Source organism: Microbacterium sp. LWH10-1.2 (assembly GCF_038397765.1).
Lineage (GTDB): Bacteria > Actinomycetota > Actinomycetes > Actinomycetales > Microbacteriaceae > Microbacterium > Microbacterium natoriense.
On record NZ_CP151638.1, the window covers coordinates 2,109,054 to 2,124,260 of the forward strand.

A 15,207-nucleotide genomic window follows, 5' to 3' on the forward strand; every position below is an offset into this window, starting at 1 on the left:
GAAACGCCGGGAACCCGACGTTCCAGGATACCGTATGCGCGCAGCCGGTTCCTGAGCGCACGTCGTACGATCGGGTGCGTGACCAGCGTCGACCCGTCCCGCACCCCCTCTCGCGCCCGCATCTGGTGGGAGATCGCCATCGTGCTCGGCCTCGGTCTCGGCCAGTCCGCGGTCTACGCGGTCGTGCAGCTGGCCTACCGTCTGACCGACTCCACTCCCCTCGCGGATCAGACGGCGACGCTCAACCCCTCGCGAAGCGACCGTGAGATCTTCGACCTCGTCTACCAGGTCCTGTCGATCGGATTCTCGCTGGTCCCCGTGATCCTGGTGTGTTTCCTGCTGTGGCAGAGCTCGCGCCCGCACCTGGGTCGGCTCGGCCTCGACGGCACCAGGATCGGACGGGATGCCGGGCGCGGCATCCTGCTCGTGGTGGCGATCGGCGTCCCCGGTCTCGCTCTGTACATCATCGGGCGCGCGAGCGGACTCTTCGTCGCCGTCGACCCCGGCGGGCTCGACGCCTATTGGTGGACGGTCCCCGTGCTACTTCTCTCCGCCGCGCGAGCAGCGCTGCAGGAGGAGTTCGTCGTGCTCGGCTACCTCTTCGCTCGGCTGAAGCAGCTCGGCTGGGGACCGTGGACGATCATCCTGGCGACCTCGGCGCTGCGCGCCAGTTACCACCTCTACCAGGGGCCGGGCGCCTTCATCGGCAACTTCGCGATGGGCCTGCTGTTCGGCTGGCTGTTCCAGCGCACCGGGCGCCTGCTGCCGTTCCTCGTGGCGCACTTCGCCATCGACGCGACCGTCTTCGTCGGCTACCCCTGGGCGGCCGCCACCTGGCCCGCGCTGTTCGGCCTGCCCGGCTGAGCTCGGGCGTCAGGAGTTCGCGATGAGGACCGATGCGACGGCCCAGACGACGATCACTCCGAGGGCGATGAGCGCCCGCAGGTCCCAGGACCGGACGATCGGAGCATCCGCTTCATCGGGGGCTCCCTGCCAGCGATCGCGGATCTCAGTGAGATCCCGCAACCCCGTCGGAGTCTTCGCCTCTTCGTCCTCACGCGGTCGGCGCACGGGGCGCGCCTTGGCTGGACCTCCGAAGCAGCTCACGTCAGTACCGTCATCCAGCGAGAACACGAGCTGCCAGCGCAGATCGATGTCGCGCACACGGCTCCAGCCGAACGAGGTGCGTCGAAGCATGTTCTGCACCGTCGCCCCCTTGTCGTCGATGCCGACCGCTGACACGAAGGCGATCTCATAGACGACCCAGAGACCGAGGAGCACCCACGGCGCGATCAGGAGCGTCTGGGCCCAGCCACCGCGGACCACCGCGTCGCCGAGGAGGAAGATCGCCAGAGCGGAGCACAGCACGAGCGAAACGATCCCCGAGGCCGCACGGATCGTCCGTGCGGCCCCGGAGGACGACTCTGCTGTCACTCTCAGTGACCGCCGAGCGTGATCGACGCACCAGGGATGGCCTGGAGCAGCCGTTGCGTGTACTCCTGCTGCGGATTGGCGAAGATCTCGTCGACCGTCCCCTTCTCCACGACCTTGCCGCGCTCCATGACGCAGACCAGATCGCTCGAGACGCGCACGACCGCAAGGTCGTGCGTGATGAAGAGGTAGGTCAGATCGAGTTCTGACTGCAGCTCGGCCAGGAGCTTGAGCACCTGGTCCTGCACCAGAACGTCCAGAGCCGAGACCGCCTCGTCGAGCACCACGATGTCGGGCTTGAGCGCGAGCGCGCGCGCGATCGCCACGCGCTGCCGCTGACCGCCGGAGAGCTCGTTCGGATACCGTGTGGCGAGAGCGCGCGGAAGCGAGACCTGGTCGAGCAGTTCCTCCACGCGCTCACGCTGGGAGGCCCGATCTCCTACGCCGTGGATCTGCAACGGCTCGGCGATGGTGTTGCCGATGTTGCGCAGCGGATCCAACGACCCGTAGGGGTCTTGGAAGACCGGCTGCATCCGTCGTCGAAGACCGAACGCCTGGGCGTTCGACAGGCGCGAGACATCCTGACCGTCGATCTCGATCGTTCCGCTGGTCGGTTCCTCGAGCTTGAGCACCATCTTCGCAACGGTCGACTTGCCTGAACCCGATTCGCCGACGAGTGCGAGAGTCTTTCCCTTGGGGATCTCGAACGACACGTCATCCACCGCACGGAACGCCTCGCTGCGGAAACTGCCCTGCCGGATCTTGTAGTCCTTCGTCAGTCCCGCGACGCGGACGGTCGGCGGGATGTCAGCCAGATCATCCAGCGTCTCGATTCCACGGTCCTCCACGATCGCCTGGATCCGCTGTGACGCGATGCTCGGCGCGGCCCCGACCAGACGTTTCGTATAGGGGTGCTGAGGATCCTCGAGGATCTGCCGGCTCGGCCCCGCCTCGACGATGTTGCCGTTGCTCATCACGATGATCTTCTCGGCACGTTCGGCAGCGAGGCCGAGGTCATGCGTGATCAAAAGCACCGAGGTACCCCTGTCGCGAGTGAGGGATGCCATGTGATCGAGGATCACACGCTGTACCGTGACGTCCAGCGCCGACGTGGGCTCATCGGCGATCAACAGCTTCGGGTCCGCGGCGAGGCCGATTCCGATGAGCGCTCGCTGGCGCATGCCACCCGAGAACTGGTGCGGGAACTGGTGGAGACGCTTCTCCGCATCAGCGAGGCCCGCCTGCTGGAGGACCTCTACCGCGCGGGCTTTGACCGCCGCCCGACCCTGGGCGATGCCGTTTGCACGAATCGCCTCCTTGACCTGGAATCCGATGCTCCACACCGGGTTGAGGTTGGACATCGGATCCTGCGGGACGAAGCCGATGTCTCGACCGCGCACGTTCTCCATCGCACTACGGTTGAGCGTCGTGAGTTCACGCCCGTCGAGCGTGATCGACCCTCCGGTGACCGTGCCTGTTCCCGGAAGGAGGTTCACGATCGCCGTGGCGGTCGTCGACTTTCCCGATCCGGACTCACCGACGATCGCGACGGTCTCTCCCGGCATGACATCGAAGCTCACGCCGTGAAGGACTTCGCGCAGCCCCTCCTGCGTGCGGAACGCGACCTTGAGGTCGCGCACGCTCAGGAGCGGGATCTGTGGGGCAGTTCGGTCGTTCATCGACGCGCCCTCGCCTTCGGGTCGAGGGCGTCGCGGATGAGCTCGCCCAGAGTCACGAACGCGAGCACGGCGAGCGTGAGCGCGATCGACGGATAGATGAGTGCCATGGGCGCGACTCGCAGTGCGGCCTGAGCCTGGCTGATGTCATTGCCCCAGGACATGACGCTGCTGCCGAGGCCGACGCCGAGGAACGACAGTGTGGCCTCTGCCACGATCGCCGCGGCAAGGCCGAGAGTGGACACCACGAGGAGCGGTGCGATCGCGTTCGGGATCACGTGCTTCACCAGCGTGCCGAACTTGGACTGGCCCAGCGAGCGCGAGGCCATGACGAAGTCGGCCTGTCGCACGCGCAGGATCTCGGCGCGCACGACGCGCGCCGTCGATGCCCAGGCGAACCCGCCGATCGCGAAGGCGAGAGTCCACACCGACCGAGAGTCGGAGAAGACGGTCATCACCACGACGGCGGCGAGGATGTACGGGATCGCGAAGAAGATGTCGCCGACTCGCGAGAGCAGCGCGTCGATCCATCCTCCGTAGAAGCCGGCGAGAGCGCCCATGATCAGCCCGAGCACAGCGGAGAGCAGCGTCGCGATGATACCGACGGCGAGCGACGTCTGGGCGCCCCAGATGAGCCTCGAGTAGATGTCGCAGCCCTGGAACGTGAAGCCGAGCGGGTGCCCGGCGGTCGCGCCCTCGTTGCTGTACATCAGGTCGCAGCTGCGCGGATCGACGTTCGTGAACAACGACGGCCAGGCCGCGATGACGATGAACAAGGCAGCCAGGACCACGGAGAACCAGAACAGCGGACGGCGGCGCAGATCGCTCCACGCGTCTCGCCACAGGTTGCTGGGCTTCTCGGCGATGCGCACGGCGTCGACCGAGATCGACTCCGTCTCGATGGGGGCGACGTAGTGCTTCTGTGTCGTCGGATCAGACATAGCGAATCCTCGGGTCGAGCAGACCATAGAGAAGGTCGATGATCAGGTTCACCAGGACGTACAGGATGACGAACACCGTGACGAACGAGACCACTGTGGGTCCTTCGCCTCGGATCGCCGCCTGGTACAGCGTGTTGCCGACGCCGGGAACGTTGAAGATGCCTTCGGTGACGGTGGCTCCGACGAGGAGCACGCCGAAGTTGGTGGCGGAGTTGGTGATCACCGGGATCAGCGAGTTGCGGAGCACGTGCACGGGGATGACCCGCCCGCGCGACAGGCCCTTGCTGTAGGCGGTGCGCACCCAGTCCTGGTTCAGGGTGTCGATGACGGAGCTGCGCATCAAGCGCATGCTCACGGCGAAGAGACTGAAGCCGAGAACGATCGCGGGAAGCCAGAGCCCGCCCCAGCCGTTGTCGGCGCCAACGGTGGGGTTGAACCAGCCCCACTGGATCGCCAAGAAGTACTGGGCGAGGAAGCAGAGCACGAAGATCGGGATCGCGATCGCGATCAGGGCGACGGAGAGTGCGACGTTGTCGAACACCTTGCCCTTGCGCAGCGCGGAGACCGTGCCGATGATGATCGCGAGCGTGAACTCGATGCCGATCGCCATCACGGCCAGCCGCCCGGTGACCGGAAGCGTATCGGCGAGGACCGCGGTCACCGGCCTGCCGGAGAACGTGGTGCCCAGGTCGCCCTGGAACACTCCGGTGATGTAGTACCAGTACTGGACGATGAAGGGTTCGTTCAGGTGATACTGCTCACGAAGCGCCTCCACGAGCGCCGGATTCGGGGTGCGATCTCCGAAGAGGGCGAGGATCGGGTCTCCTGGCATTGCGAAAACCAGGAAGTAGATGAGCAGGGTGGCCCCAAAGAACACGGGGATCACCTGCAAGAGGCGTCTGAGGATGTAACTGAGCATCCGCTGTCCCTTTCCGTAGGAACGCGAGCAGGGTAGACGAGAACAGCCTACGAGGCGGTGACGAGTTCCGTCACCGCCTCGTAGGTTTCAGTTCTGTCCGACTTACTCGGCAGCCTTCGTGATCTGGTAGTACAGCGGCACGGAGTTCCAGCCGAACGTGACGTTGTCGACGTTCTTGCTGTAACCACCGGTCACGTTGGAGTACCACAGAGGGATCGCGGGGAGGTCGTTGAAGAGGATCTCCTGCGCCTTGGTGAAGTCCTTGAGCTGCTCGTCCGCATCAGGGTTGCTGATACCGGATGCGAGCAGTTCGTCGAACTTCGGGTTCGAGTAGTCGCCGTCGTTGGACCCGGCGTTCGTCGCGTAGAGCGGGCCGAGGAAGTTGTACAGACCGGGGTAGTCGGCCTGCCAACCCGAACGGGCGGCGGTCTTGATGGAGCGGTTGTTGACCTGCTCGCGGATCACCGCGAACGTCGGGTACGGCGCCCCGGAAGCCTCGATGCCGAGGTTGTTCTTGATCTGGTTGGTCACCGCGTCGACCCACTCCTGGTGGCCGCCGTCAGAGTTGTACGCGATCTGGAACGTGCCGTCCCACGGCGAGATCTTGTCGGCCTCTGCCCACAGCTCCTTCGCCTTCTTGGGGTCGTAGGAGAGGACCTCGTTGCCGGGGACCGAGTCGGACCAGCCCGCGATGACCGGGGACGTGAAGTCCTTGGCCGGGGTACGGGTGCCCGAGAAGATCTTGTCCGTGATCTGGTCGCGGTCGATCGCCATCGAGATCGCCTGACGACGGAGGATGCCCTCTTCGCCGGAGAAGTGCGGCAGGAACTGACCGATCGTGAACGACTGGAAGACGGCGGACGGCTGGTTCACAGCGCGATCGCCCAGGTCGTCCTGGAACGTCGGCAGGGAGATCGCCGGGATGGCGTCGATGACGTCTACCTTGTCGCCCTGGAGGTCGGCGTACGCAGCCTCCTGCGTGGCGTAGAAGGTGATGGTGAGTCCACCGTTGGCCGGCTTGCGCCCGCCCTTGTAGTCATCGTTGCGAACCAGGTCGATCTTGACGTCGTGCTGCCACGCGCCGTCTCCGTCGAGCTTGTACGGTCCGTTGCCGACGGGGTTCTCCCCGAATGCGGCCATGTCCTCGAAAGCGACGTCCGGAAGCGGGTAGAAGGCCGAGTATCCGAGACGCAGCGCGAAGTCGGAGGCCGGCTTGTTCAGCGCGATGGTGAAGGTGTAGTCGTCGACCTGCTTGAGACCGGTGAGCTCGCTGTCCTCATCCCAGCTGAACCCCTCGATGTCCTCGAAGAAGTAGCTCGACAGGTGCTTGTTCGACGCCTTCGCGCCTTCGTTCCACGCCTTGATGAAGTTGTCAGCCGTGACCTCTTCGCCGTCGGTGAAGGTCTGGCCCTCCTTGAGCTTGACGGTGAGGTGCTGCGGGTCCTCGGTGGTGATCTTCTCGGCCATGTCGTTGACAGGCTTGCCGTCGGCGTCGTAGTAGATCAGACCTGCGAAGATCTCGTCCAGGATCTTGCCGCCGCCGACCTCGTTCGTGTTGGTCGGGATCAGCGGGTTCTCAGGCTCGGAACCGTTCGCCGTGATGATGGCATCGGGATCGGTCTTGCCGCCCGTGCTGCCCTCTCCGGAGTTGCTGCCTCCACCGCTGGCGCAGCCCGCAAGGGCCAGGGCACCGATGGCGAGCAGCGCGGCGCCCGCAAGGGCGATCTTGTTGCGCTTCACTTTATGTCCTCCTGTGGACGATTTACCAGGCTGCGCACGCGTCATCGAGCGCGCAGGGATACCTGAGCGTAACCCGGTGAGCGGCATCCGGTCGCACCAAGTGAATGAACCGTTACTGACTTGCGATCATCTGGATACATCCCCGTCACATGACGACACCGCGGGACACAGCAGAACGGCGCCGTGCTCCCCTCGCGGGTCAGGCACGGCGCCGTTCGGCGTCAGACGATGCGGGTCAGGCGAAGGCCTCCACCGGCGGGCAGGCGCACACGAGGTTGCGGTCTCCGTACGCCTGGTCGATGCGGCGCACCGGCGGCCAGTACTTGCCGGCCACGAGCGCGTGAACCGGGTACGCGGCCTCCTCTCGGGTGTACGCGTGGGTCCACTCCCCCGAGATGAGCGACACCGCGGTGTGCGGCGCGTGCACGAGCGGGTTGTCGTCGGCGGGCCAGCGCCCGGCGGCCACGGCATCCGCCTCGGCCTTGATCATGATCATCGCCTCGATGAAGCGCTCGATCTCGCCCAGGTCCTCCGACTCCGTCGGCTCGACCATGAGGGTGCCCGCGACGGGGAACGACATGGTCGGCGCGTGGAAGCCGTAGTCGATGAGCCGCTTGGCGACGTCGTCGACGCTGATGCCCGTGGCCTCCTTGAGGGGGCGCAGGTCGAGGATGCACTCGTGTGCGACCCGGCCGTTCTCCCCCGTGTAGAGCACCGGGTAGTGCTCGCCGAGGCGCGCGGCGATGTAGTTCGCCGACAGCACGGCCGCGGCGGTCGCATCGCGGAGACCGGCGGAGCCCATCATGCGCACGTACGCCCAGGAGATCGGCAGGACACCGGCCGATCCGTAGGGAGCGCCCGACACCGGACCGCCCTCGAACACGAAGCCGCCCGCGTGCTCAGCGCGCTGCGCGAGCGGGTGCGACGGCAGGAACGGAGCGAGGTGCGCCTTGGCCGCGACGGGTCCGACGCCGGGGCCGCCGCCGCCGTGCGGGATCGCGAACGTCTTGTGCAGGTTGAGGTGCGAGACGTCTCCGCCGAGATCGCCGAACCGCGCGTAGCCGAGCAGAGCGTTCAGGTTGGCGCCGTCGACGTACACCTGGCCGCCGGCCTCGTGCACAGCCGAGGTGATCTCCACCACGTCCTGCTCGTACACGCCGTGCGTCGACGGATACGTGATCATCAGCGCCGAGAGCTCCGCGGCGTGCGCGGCGATCTTTGCGCGCAGGTCGGCGAGGTCGACGTTGCCCAGTTCATCGCATGCGACGACGACGACCTTCATGCCGGCGAGCACGGCGGATGCCGCGTTCGTGCCGTGCGCGGACGACGGGATGAGGCACACGGTGCGCTGGTCATCGCCGTTGGCGAGGTGGTAGCCGCGGATCGCGAGGAGTCCGGCGAGCTCGCCCTGAGACCCCGCGTTGGGCTGCAGCGACACCGCGTCGTAGCCGGTGACCTCGGCCAGCCAGCCCTCGAGCTGTGTGATGAGGTCGAGGTAGCCCCCGACGTCGGACAGCGGCGCGAAGGGATGGATGCCGGCGAACTCGGGCCACGTGATGGCGGCCATCTCCGTGGCCGCGTTGAGCTTCATCGTGCACGAACCGAGCGGGATCATGCCGCGGTCGAGCGCGTAGTCGCGGTCGGCGAGGCTCTTGAGGTACCGCATCATGGCCGTCTCACTGCGGTGCGCGTGGAACACCGGGTGCGTGAGGTACTCGTCCCTGCGGAGCTGACCCTCGGGGAGGCGGCCGTGATCGGACGCGGCGATGTAGCCGAAGGACCGGCCGCTCCCCGCCGCGAAGAATCCCGCGACCCGATCGAGATCGGTGAACGTCGTCGTCTCGTCGACCGAGACGCCGACGGTGTCGCCGTCGACCTCGTGCACGAGGTAGCCCGACTCGTGCGCGAGTGCCGCGATCTCCGCCGCGCGCCCGGGGACGCGGACCCGGAGCGTGTCGAAGAACGCCTCGTGTTCGAGATCGAGACCGAGCTCGATCAGCCACGTCGCGAGCGCGTCCGCCTTGCGGGCGACGTCGGCGGCGATCGCGCGCAGCCCGTCGGGGCCGTGGTAGACGGCGTACATCGACGCCATCACGGCGAGGAGCACCTGCGCGGTGCAGATGTTGCTCGTGGCCTTCTCACGGCGGATGTGCTGCTCACGGGTCTGCAGCGACAGGCGGTAGGCCGGCCTGCCGTCGGCATCCACCGACACGCCGACGAGGCGACCCGGCAGCTGACGCTCGAGGCCTGCGCGCACCGCCATGTAGCCGGCGTGCGGTCCGCCGAAGCCCATCGGCACTCCGAAGCGCTGCGTCGTGCCGACCGCGACATCGGCGCCGAGCGAGCCCGGCGAGGCGATGAGCGTGAGGGCGAGCAGGTCGGCGGCGACGACGGCCAGACCGCCGGCGAGATGCGCGGCGTCGATCACGGCGCTCGGGTCCCACACGCGACCGGAGGCGGCGGGGTACTGCACGAACACGCCGAACAGCTCGGCCGGCAGCTCCTCCCCCGCGGCGAGGTCGACGGTCACGAGCTCGATGCCGACGGCATCCGCCCTCGTCTTCAGCAGCGACTGGGTCTGCGGGAAGGCGTCGGCGTCGACGACGAAGACGTTCGACCCCGACTTCGAGGCGCGACGGGCGAGCAGCATGCCCTCGACCACGGCCGTCGACTCGTCGAGCATCGATGCGTTGGCGGTGGTGAGGCCGGTGAGCTCGGAGACCATCGTCTGGAAGTTGATGAGCGCCTCGAGGCGCCCCTGGGAGATCTCGGGCTGGTACGGCGTGTACGCCGTGTACCACGAGGGGTTCTCGAGCACGTTGCGCTGGATCACGCTGGGCGTGATCGTGCCGTAGTACCCGAGGCCGATCATCGGCCGGTTCACCGTGTTTCGCGATGCGAGAGCACGCAGCTCGGCGAGAGCCTCGGTCTCGCTCGCGGCGCGCGGGATCACGCTCTCGCCGCGCGCAGGAGTGAAGATCGATGCGGGGACGGCCTGGCGCATCAGCGCCTCGACGGGGCTCCCGTCATCGAGCGCGGACTCGACGCCCAGCGCATCGAGCATGATTCGCTGAGCGGATGCCGGGGTTCCGATGTGACGATCGGCGAAGGAGACCACTGGTCGATCAGCCCTCCGTGTGCGCGACGTAGGCGTCGCGGTCGAGCAGTCCGTCGAGCGCGCCGTCGGCGACCTCGACCTTGACGAGCCATGCGTCCTCGAAGGGCGAGGAGTTCAGCAGTGCCGGGTCGTCGACGACGGCCTGGTTGATCTCCGTGATCGTGCCGGCGACGGGTGCGTAGAGCTCGGAGACGGACTTCGTCGACTCCGCTTCGCCGAACACGGCGCCGCGGGCGAACGTCGTGCCGACGGCCGGGAGCTCCACGAACACGATGTCGCCGAGGGCGTCAGCGGCGAAGTCGGTGATGCCGACGGTCGCCACGGAGCCGTCGAGGGCGACCCACTCGTGCTCTTCGCTGTACTTGAGTGCGGTGAGATCGGTCATTTGGTCCTCCGGTAGAAAGGCAGGGCGGTCACGGTCGCGGGGATCCTGGTCCCCCGCACATCCAGGAATACTGCTGTTCCTTCTTCCGCGGAAGAAGGAGCGACGAAAGCCATCGCGATCGGGTGGCCGAGCGTCGGGCTGAGGGCGCCGCTGGTGATCTCGCCGAGCGGCGATCCGTCCTCGGCGACGACGGCGTATCCGGCACGGCCCGCGCGCTTGCCCTCGGCGGTCAGGCCGACGAGCACGGGGGCGCCTGCTGCGGCATCCACGCCGTCCTTGCCGACGAAGCGCTCCTTGGCGGTGACGACCACGCGGCCGAGACCCGCCTGGGCCGGCTTGGTGTCGAGGGTGAGCTCATGCCCGTAGAGCGGCATGCCCGCCTCGAGACGCAGCGTGTCGCGGGCCGCGAGACCTGCGGGGACGAGCCCGTGCGGGGCGCCGGCGGCGAGCACCGCGTCCCACAGAGCGGTGGCGTCGGGGCCTGCGACGAGAAGTTCGAAGCCGTCCTCACCGGTGTAGCCGGTGCGAGCGAGGAGGATGGCCGCGCCGTTGAAGGTGGCGCTCGCCCAGGCGTAGTACTTCTGCTCCGCCCAGGGCACGGAGACGTCGTCGATGCCCTCGGTCGCGGCGAGGATGCTCTCGGCGGCAGGTCCCTGCACGGCGATGAGCGCATAGGCGTCGGAGACGTCCTCGACGACGACCTCGTGTCCGGCGACCCGCTCCCGCAGCGCCGCACGCACGGCGTCGCGGTTGCCGGCGTTGGAGATGATGAGGAAGTCGTCCTCGCCCAGCCGGTAGACGATGACGTCGTCGATGATGCCGCCGGTCTCGGCGAGCAGCAGCGAGTACTTCGCCTTGCCGATCGCGAGCGCCGAGAGACGTCCGGCCAGCGCGTAGTCGAGGTACTCGGCCGCACCGGCGCCGACGATCGTGAACTCGGCCATGTGCGAGATGTCGAAGATCCCGGCGGCCTCGCGAACGGCGTGGTGCTCGGCCAGATCGGACGTGTAGCGCACCGGCATCTGCCAGCCGCCGAAGTCGGTGAACGATGCCCCGAGCGCCTCGTGGCGCTCGCGGAGCGGTGTGTAGCGGGGGTCGGACATGGAGTTCTCCCGGGCTGGAACGGGCGGAACGGCGGCATCGCCGTTCCTCGGAACTCCCCCTCTGTCATGGGCCTGAGAGCTTCACCCGTGGGGGCTTTCACCGTCGGCGGATCGCGAGATCGCTTTTCAGAGTGGCCGGACCCGCGCGGTACGCGTACCTGAGAGATTGGCGGGGAGGCTTGCTCCTTCGGTGCCCGGCTGCGTTCGCCGGGGCTCTCCCGCGTGGGTCATACGGCCTGTGTTCGGTTGTGGGTTCAGTCTAGCGGCTCCGAGGGGTCCGCTCCCGTCGCACTTTGCGTCGCGCGGGGTGGTCCGGGCGAGGAGGAGTGCGACGGGAGCGGATGCCGTCAGCTCAGGCTGCGCCGACGACGCGCGAGGAGCACTCCGCCGAGCGCGAGCAGGGCGGCTCCGGCCGACATCGCGATGACGGGCACGGTCGCTCCGGCATACTCGTCGCCGTCAGGACGCGAATCCCCCGACTCCCCGGTGAACAGGAGTTCACGGCATGCCGCACGGTGGCGGCAGTCGGATCCGACCACCGCCACCGCTCCGAGCTCAGCCCTTGACGGCTCCGGCGACGAGACCGCTCGTCATCCGCCCCTGCACGATCACGAAGAAGATGATCACCGGGATCGCCACGATCGCCGACGCCGCCATCACCTGGCCCCAGTCGATCGCCTGCGTCGCACTCTGCTGCACGAAGCCCCGCAACCACAGCGGGAGCGTGCGGTTGTTCTCCATGATCACGAGCGCCACCGTGAACTCGTTCCAGCACTGCAGGAAGGCGAAGACCCCGGACGCGACCAGCCCCGGCGCCAGCAGCGGAAGCGTGATCCGCATGAACGCCTGAGTGCGGCTCAGCCCGTCGATCATGGCCGCCTCCTCGAGCTCTGCCGGCACGCCGACGACGAACCCTCTCAGCATCCAGATCGTGAACGGCACGACGGCCGCGACGTACAGGATGCTGAGCCCGAAGACGTTGCTCAGCAGCCCCATCGCGGACATCATCTTGTACTGCGCGATGAACAGCCCCTCGGCGGGGAGCATCTGGATGAGCAGGATCGTGACGATGAAGCTCACCCTGCCCCGGAACCGGAACCGGCTGATCGCGATGGACGCGAGGAACGCGAACACGAGACAGACCGCGACCGAGAGCAGCGTCACACCGACGCTCACTCCGAGGGCGGCGAAGAAGGAGGGGGTGAGCACCCGCTCGAAGTTCGTCAGATTCCCCCCGATGGGGAAGAAGGTCGGCGTCGCCGCCTCCAGCGTCACCGAGGACAGCATGGAGGAGTTCACCATCCAGTACACCGGGAACGCCCACATCACGGCGAGCACGAGGGCGAGGATGCTGAGCAGCCACACGCCCGGTCGGAACCGCCGGCGCCTGCGCACGGCCACCCGAGACGGCGAGACGGCGACGCCCGATTCGGCGCGTCGCTCTGCGACCGCTGTCATCATGATGTCTCCTCCTTGATGAGGCTGCGCACGTAGAACCAGCTCAGCGCGATCGTGATCGCGAGCACGAAGATCGACATCGCAGCCCCCGCGCCGTAGTCGAATCCGGCCACGCCGGTCTTGTAGATGTAGGTGCCGAGCAGGTCGTAGTCGGTGGACTTCGGCCCGGCATCCTGCAGGAGGGTGATCTGCGCGAACACCCGCAGGTCCCAGATCAGGTTCAGCAACAGCACGATCGCGATGACGGGCTTGAGCACGGGGAACATCACGTAGCGGAACCGCTGCCACGCGCCGGCGCCGTCGAGCTGGCTCGCCTCGAGCACCTCTCCGCTGACCTGGGTCAGACCGGCGTAGGCCGAGAAGGCGACGAACGGGACGGACATCCAGATGATGATGATCCCGGCGACCGTGAAGAACAGCGCCGGAGTCGTGCCGATCCAGTTGAACTGTCCGACGTCGACCCCGGGGATGAGGTTCAGCAGGTAGTTGACGACGCCGCGGCGCCGGTCGAACAGCCAGATCCACACGGTCATCGCCGCGATCACGGGCATCGCCCAGGCCAGCAGGAGCGCGATCTGCAGGATGAAGCGGACGACGGCGGGCACCTTCGTCATGAGGAGCGCCATGAGGACGCCCACGACCACGGTGATCGCCGCGGTGACGATGCAGAAGAGGACCGAGCGCAGCGTCACCTCCCAGAACGTGGCGTTCTGCGCGATGGAGATGTAGTTGGCGAACCAGACGAAGTCCGGAGCCTTGCCCCCCAGCTGCTGGAGCGCGCCGTACTTCTGGAACGAGGTGATGATCTGCCAGACGACGGGATAGCCCATGCCGAGGAGGAGGACGAGCGACGCGCCGAGGATCAGGACGTAGGGGGCCCAGTTCCGACGGCGCGCCGGAGGGACGTCGACGGATGCCGTCGACGGAGAAGGTGCGGTGAGGGTCATGAGATCACGAATCCGAGGATCAGAATGCGGCGGGGCTGGACCGGAGTCCAGCCCCGCCGCAGGCGTCAGCCGTTGATGATCGCATCGATCTTGGCGTCGTACTCCTTCGCCAAGGCCTTCACGTCGCCGCCCTCGGCGATCTTGCCGAAGAACTCCTCGAGGATCTTCTGCCCCTCGACAGCCGCCCAGCCGGGCGCTGCCGGGGTGAGCTTCGAGTTCAGCGCGGAGTCGACCAGAGCCTTCGCGAACTGGTCGTCGCCGAGGTCGCCGACGAAGTCGGTGTTGGCCGGGCCGAGGCCGTTCTTGGCCAGCAGCTTCTGGTAGTCGTCGGAGAAGATGATGCGCAGCAGCTCCTTGGCGCCGGCCTGCTTCGTGCTCTTCGCCGAGATGGCGATGTTGGAACCGCCCGCGAACACGGGAGCGGGCTCACCCGCCGTCGTGCCGGGCAGCGGGAAGACGCCGAAGATCTCGTCGTTCCACTCGCGCTTCTCTTTGCCCTTGTCATCGTCGCCGACGTAGTCGCCGATCGACCAGTGCGCCCATCCCGGAGCGATGATGGTCGCGGCAGAGGGCGCCGCGCCGTCCTTGTCGTTGTTGATGTTGACCCACGGGGTCGAGTCGTCCTCGGTCGCCGGCGCGTTCGAGGCGTCCTCGAACAGGGTCTGGAACTGCTCCAGTCCGGTGATCGTCTTCGCGTCGGAGAGGGTCGAGACCCACTTGTCGCCGTCCTTCTTCGCCAGCTCGCCGCCGTTCGCGAACACCCACGACACGCCGTTGCGCCAGTCCTGACCGCCGATGTAGAACCCGGACTGGCCAGGCGTCTTGAGCTTCGCGACGTCGGCGTTGAACTCCTCGAGCGTGGTGGGGACCTCGAGACCCGCGGCCTGCCAGATGTCCTTGCGGTAGGTGACGTAGCGCGAGCCGAAGTAGTAGGGCAGCGCGTACTGCTTGCCGTCGACCTCGCCGACCTCGACGAAGGAGTGGAGCAGCTTGTCGCCGCCGAGGTCCTCGTAGATCGGGCTCAGGTCGGAGAAGGCGCCCGCCGTGGTGAAGGTCGGCGACCACGTGTTGCCGATCTCGGTGACGTCGGGGGTGTTCTTCTCGTCGGGGAGCTGGTTCGTCAGCTTCGTGAGGGCGTCGGTCCAGTCCTGCTGCTGGATCTTCAGCGTGCCGCCTGTCGCCTGCTTGTACTGGTCGACGAGGTACTCGCGCGCCTCGTCCGGCGTGTCACCGCCCATGACCCAGAACGTGATGTCCTGGCCTTTGGCTCCCTCGGCATCGAAGCCGGCGGGAGCATCGCCGGAGGGCGTGTCTCCCCCGCCGGCGCAGCCGGTCAGGGTGAGGGCGAGAGCCGAGGCCCCCGCGAGAGCGGTGAGCGCGAGTCTGCGCTTCCCATTTCGGATCATTCTGGTGTTTCCTCTCGGTGCTGCACTGCAGGAGGGATCTCCGGATGGAGTCGAACCCCGGGTGAGGTCCATTGAACAAACCG

13 protein-coding genes and 1 riboswitch are annotated in these 15,207 nt (G+C 67.1%); of the genes, 1 reads left to right on the forward strand and 12 read right to left on the reverse strand.

Annotated features, from left to right (window positions below):
* Positions 1 to 78: 78 nt before the first annotated feature.
* Positions 79 to 864, forward strand: a complete 786-nt coding sequence (locus MRBLWH10_RS10110) for a type II CAAX endopeptidase family protein (RefSeq protein WP_341939752.1) — start codon at positions 79 to 81, stop codon at positions 862 to 864.
* 9 nt (positions 865 to 873) lie between these two features.
* Here MRBLWH10_RS10110 and MRBLWH10_RS10115 read toward each other — a convergent pair whose 3' ends face one another.
* The 12 genes from MRBLWH10_RS10115 to MRBLWH10_RS10170 form a co-directional block, all read right to left on the reverse strand.
* The gene (locus MRBLWH10_RS10115; protein ID WP_341939753.1) at positions 874 to 1,434 is read right to left on the reverse strand and encodes a PH domain-containing protein; all 561 of its coding nucleotides are present in this window, start codon (positions 1,432 to 1,434) and stop codon (positions 874 to 876) included.
* 2 nt (positions 1,435 to 1,436) lie between these two features.
* Positions 1,437 to 3,110 (reverse strand): ABC transporter ATP-binding protein, encoded by a 1,674-nt coding sequence (locus MRBLWH10_RS10120; protein WP_341939754.1) that lies wholly within the window; start codon positions 3,108 to 3,110, stop codon positions 1,437 to 1,439.
* Entirely contained in the window at positions 3,107 to 4,048 is a 942-nt protein-coding gene (locus MRBLWH10_RS10125; RefSeq protein ID WP_341939755.1) for an ABC transporter permease, read from the reverse strand. The genes MRBLWH10_RS10120 and MRBLWH10_RS10125 overlap by 4 nt, the downstream gene beginning before the upstream one ends.
* Positions 4,041 to 4,967 (reverse strand): ABC transporter permease, encoded by a 927-nt coding sequence (locus MRBLWH10_RS10130; protein WP_341939756.1) that lies wholly within the window; start codon positions 4,965 to 4,967, stop codon positions 4,041 to 4,043. Before MRBLWH10_RS10130 ends, MRBLWH10_RS10125 begins: the two co-directional genes overlap by 8 nt.
* 102 nt (positions 4,968 to 5,069) lie before the next feature.
* Positions 5,070 to 6,707 carry an ABC transporter substrate-binding protein gene (locus tag MRBLWH10_RS10135; protein WP_341939757.1) on the reverse strand — a complete coding sequence of 546 codons (1,638 nt, stop codon included), beginning with the start codon at positions 6,705 to 6,707 and terminating at the stop codon, positions 5,070 to 5,072.
* A gap of 235 nt (positions 6,708 to 6,942) precedes the next feature.
* The gene (gcvP, locus tag MRBLWH10_RS10140; protein WP_341939758.1) at positions 6,943 to 9,825 is read right to left on the reverse strand and encodes an aminomethyl-transferring glycine dehydrogenase; all 2,883 of its coding nucleotides are present in this window, start codon (positions 9,823 to 9,825) and stop codon (positions 6,943 to 6,945) included.
* 7 nt (positions 9,826 to 9,832) lie between these two features.
* Positions 9,833 to 10,210 carry a glycine cleavage system protein GcvH gene (gcvH, locus tag MRBLWH10_RS10145; RefSeq protein WP_105672547.1) on the reverse strand — a complete coding sequence of 126 codons (378 nt, stop codon included), beginning with the start codon at positions 10,208 to 10,210 and terminating at the stop codon, positions 9,833 to 9,835.
* Positions 10,207 to 11,313: a glycine cleavage system aminomethyltransferase GcvT gene (gene gcvT / locus MRBLWH10_RS10150; protein WP_341939759.1), complete on the reverse strand. Its 1,107-nt coding sequence runs from the start codon at positions 11,311 to 11,313 to the stop codon at positions 10,207 to 10,209. The genes gcvH and gcvT overlap by 4 nt, the downstream gene beginning before the upstream one ends.
* 136 nt (positions 11,314 to 11,449) lie before the next feature.
* A riboswitch (glycine riboswitch) is annotated at positions 11,450 to 11,544 on the reverse strand.
* A gap of 116 nt (positions 11,545 to 11,660) precedes the next feature.
* Positions 11,661 to 11,852 carry an LPXTG cell wall anchor domain-containing protein gene (locus MRBLWH10_RS10155; RefSeq protein WP_341939760.1) on the reverse strand — a complete coding sequence of 64 codons (192 nt, stop codon included), beginning with the start codon at positions 11,850 to 11,852 and terminating at the stop codon, positions 11,661 to 11,663.
* Between the two features lie 16 nt (positions 11,853 to 11,868).
* On the reverse strand, positions 11,869 to 12,639 hold the full coding sequence (locus tag MRBLWH10_RS10160; RefSeq protein ID WP_341942585.1) for a carbohydrate ABC transporter permease: 771 nt from the start codon (positions 12,637 to 12,639) through the stop codon (positions 11,869 to 11,871).
* Positions 12,640 to 12,770: 131 nt separating this feature from the next.
* Entirely contained in the window at positions 12,771 to 13,718 is a 948-nt protein-coding gene (locus tag MRBLWH10_RS10165) for a sugar ABC transporter permease (protein ID WP_341939761.1), read from the reverse strand.
* Between the two features lie 65 nt (positions 13,719 to 13,783).
* A complete protein-coding gene (locus tag MRBLWH10_RS10170; protein ID WP_341939762.1) occupies positions 13,784 to 15,124 on the reverse strand; it encodes an extracellular solute-binding protein in 1,341 nt (446 codons plus the stop codon).
* Positions 15,125 to 15,207: the final 83 nt, after the last annotated feature.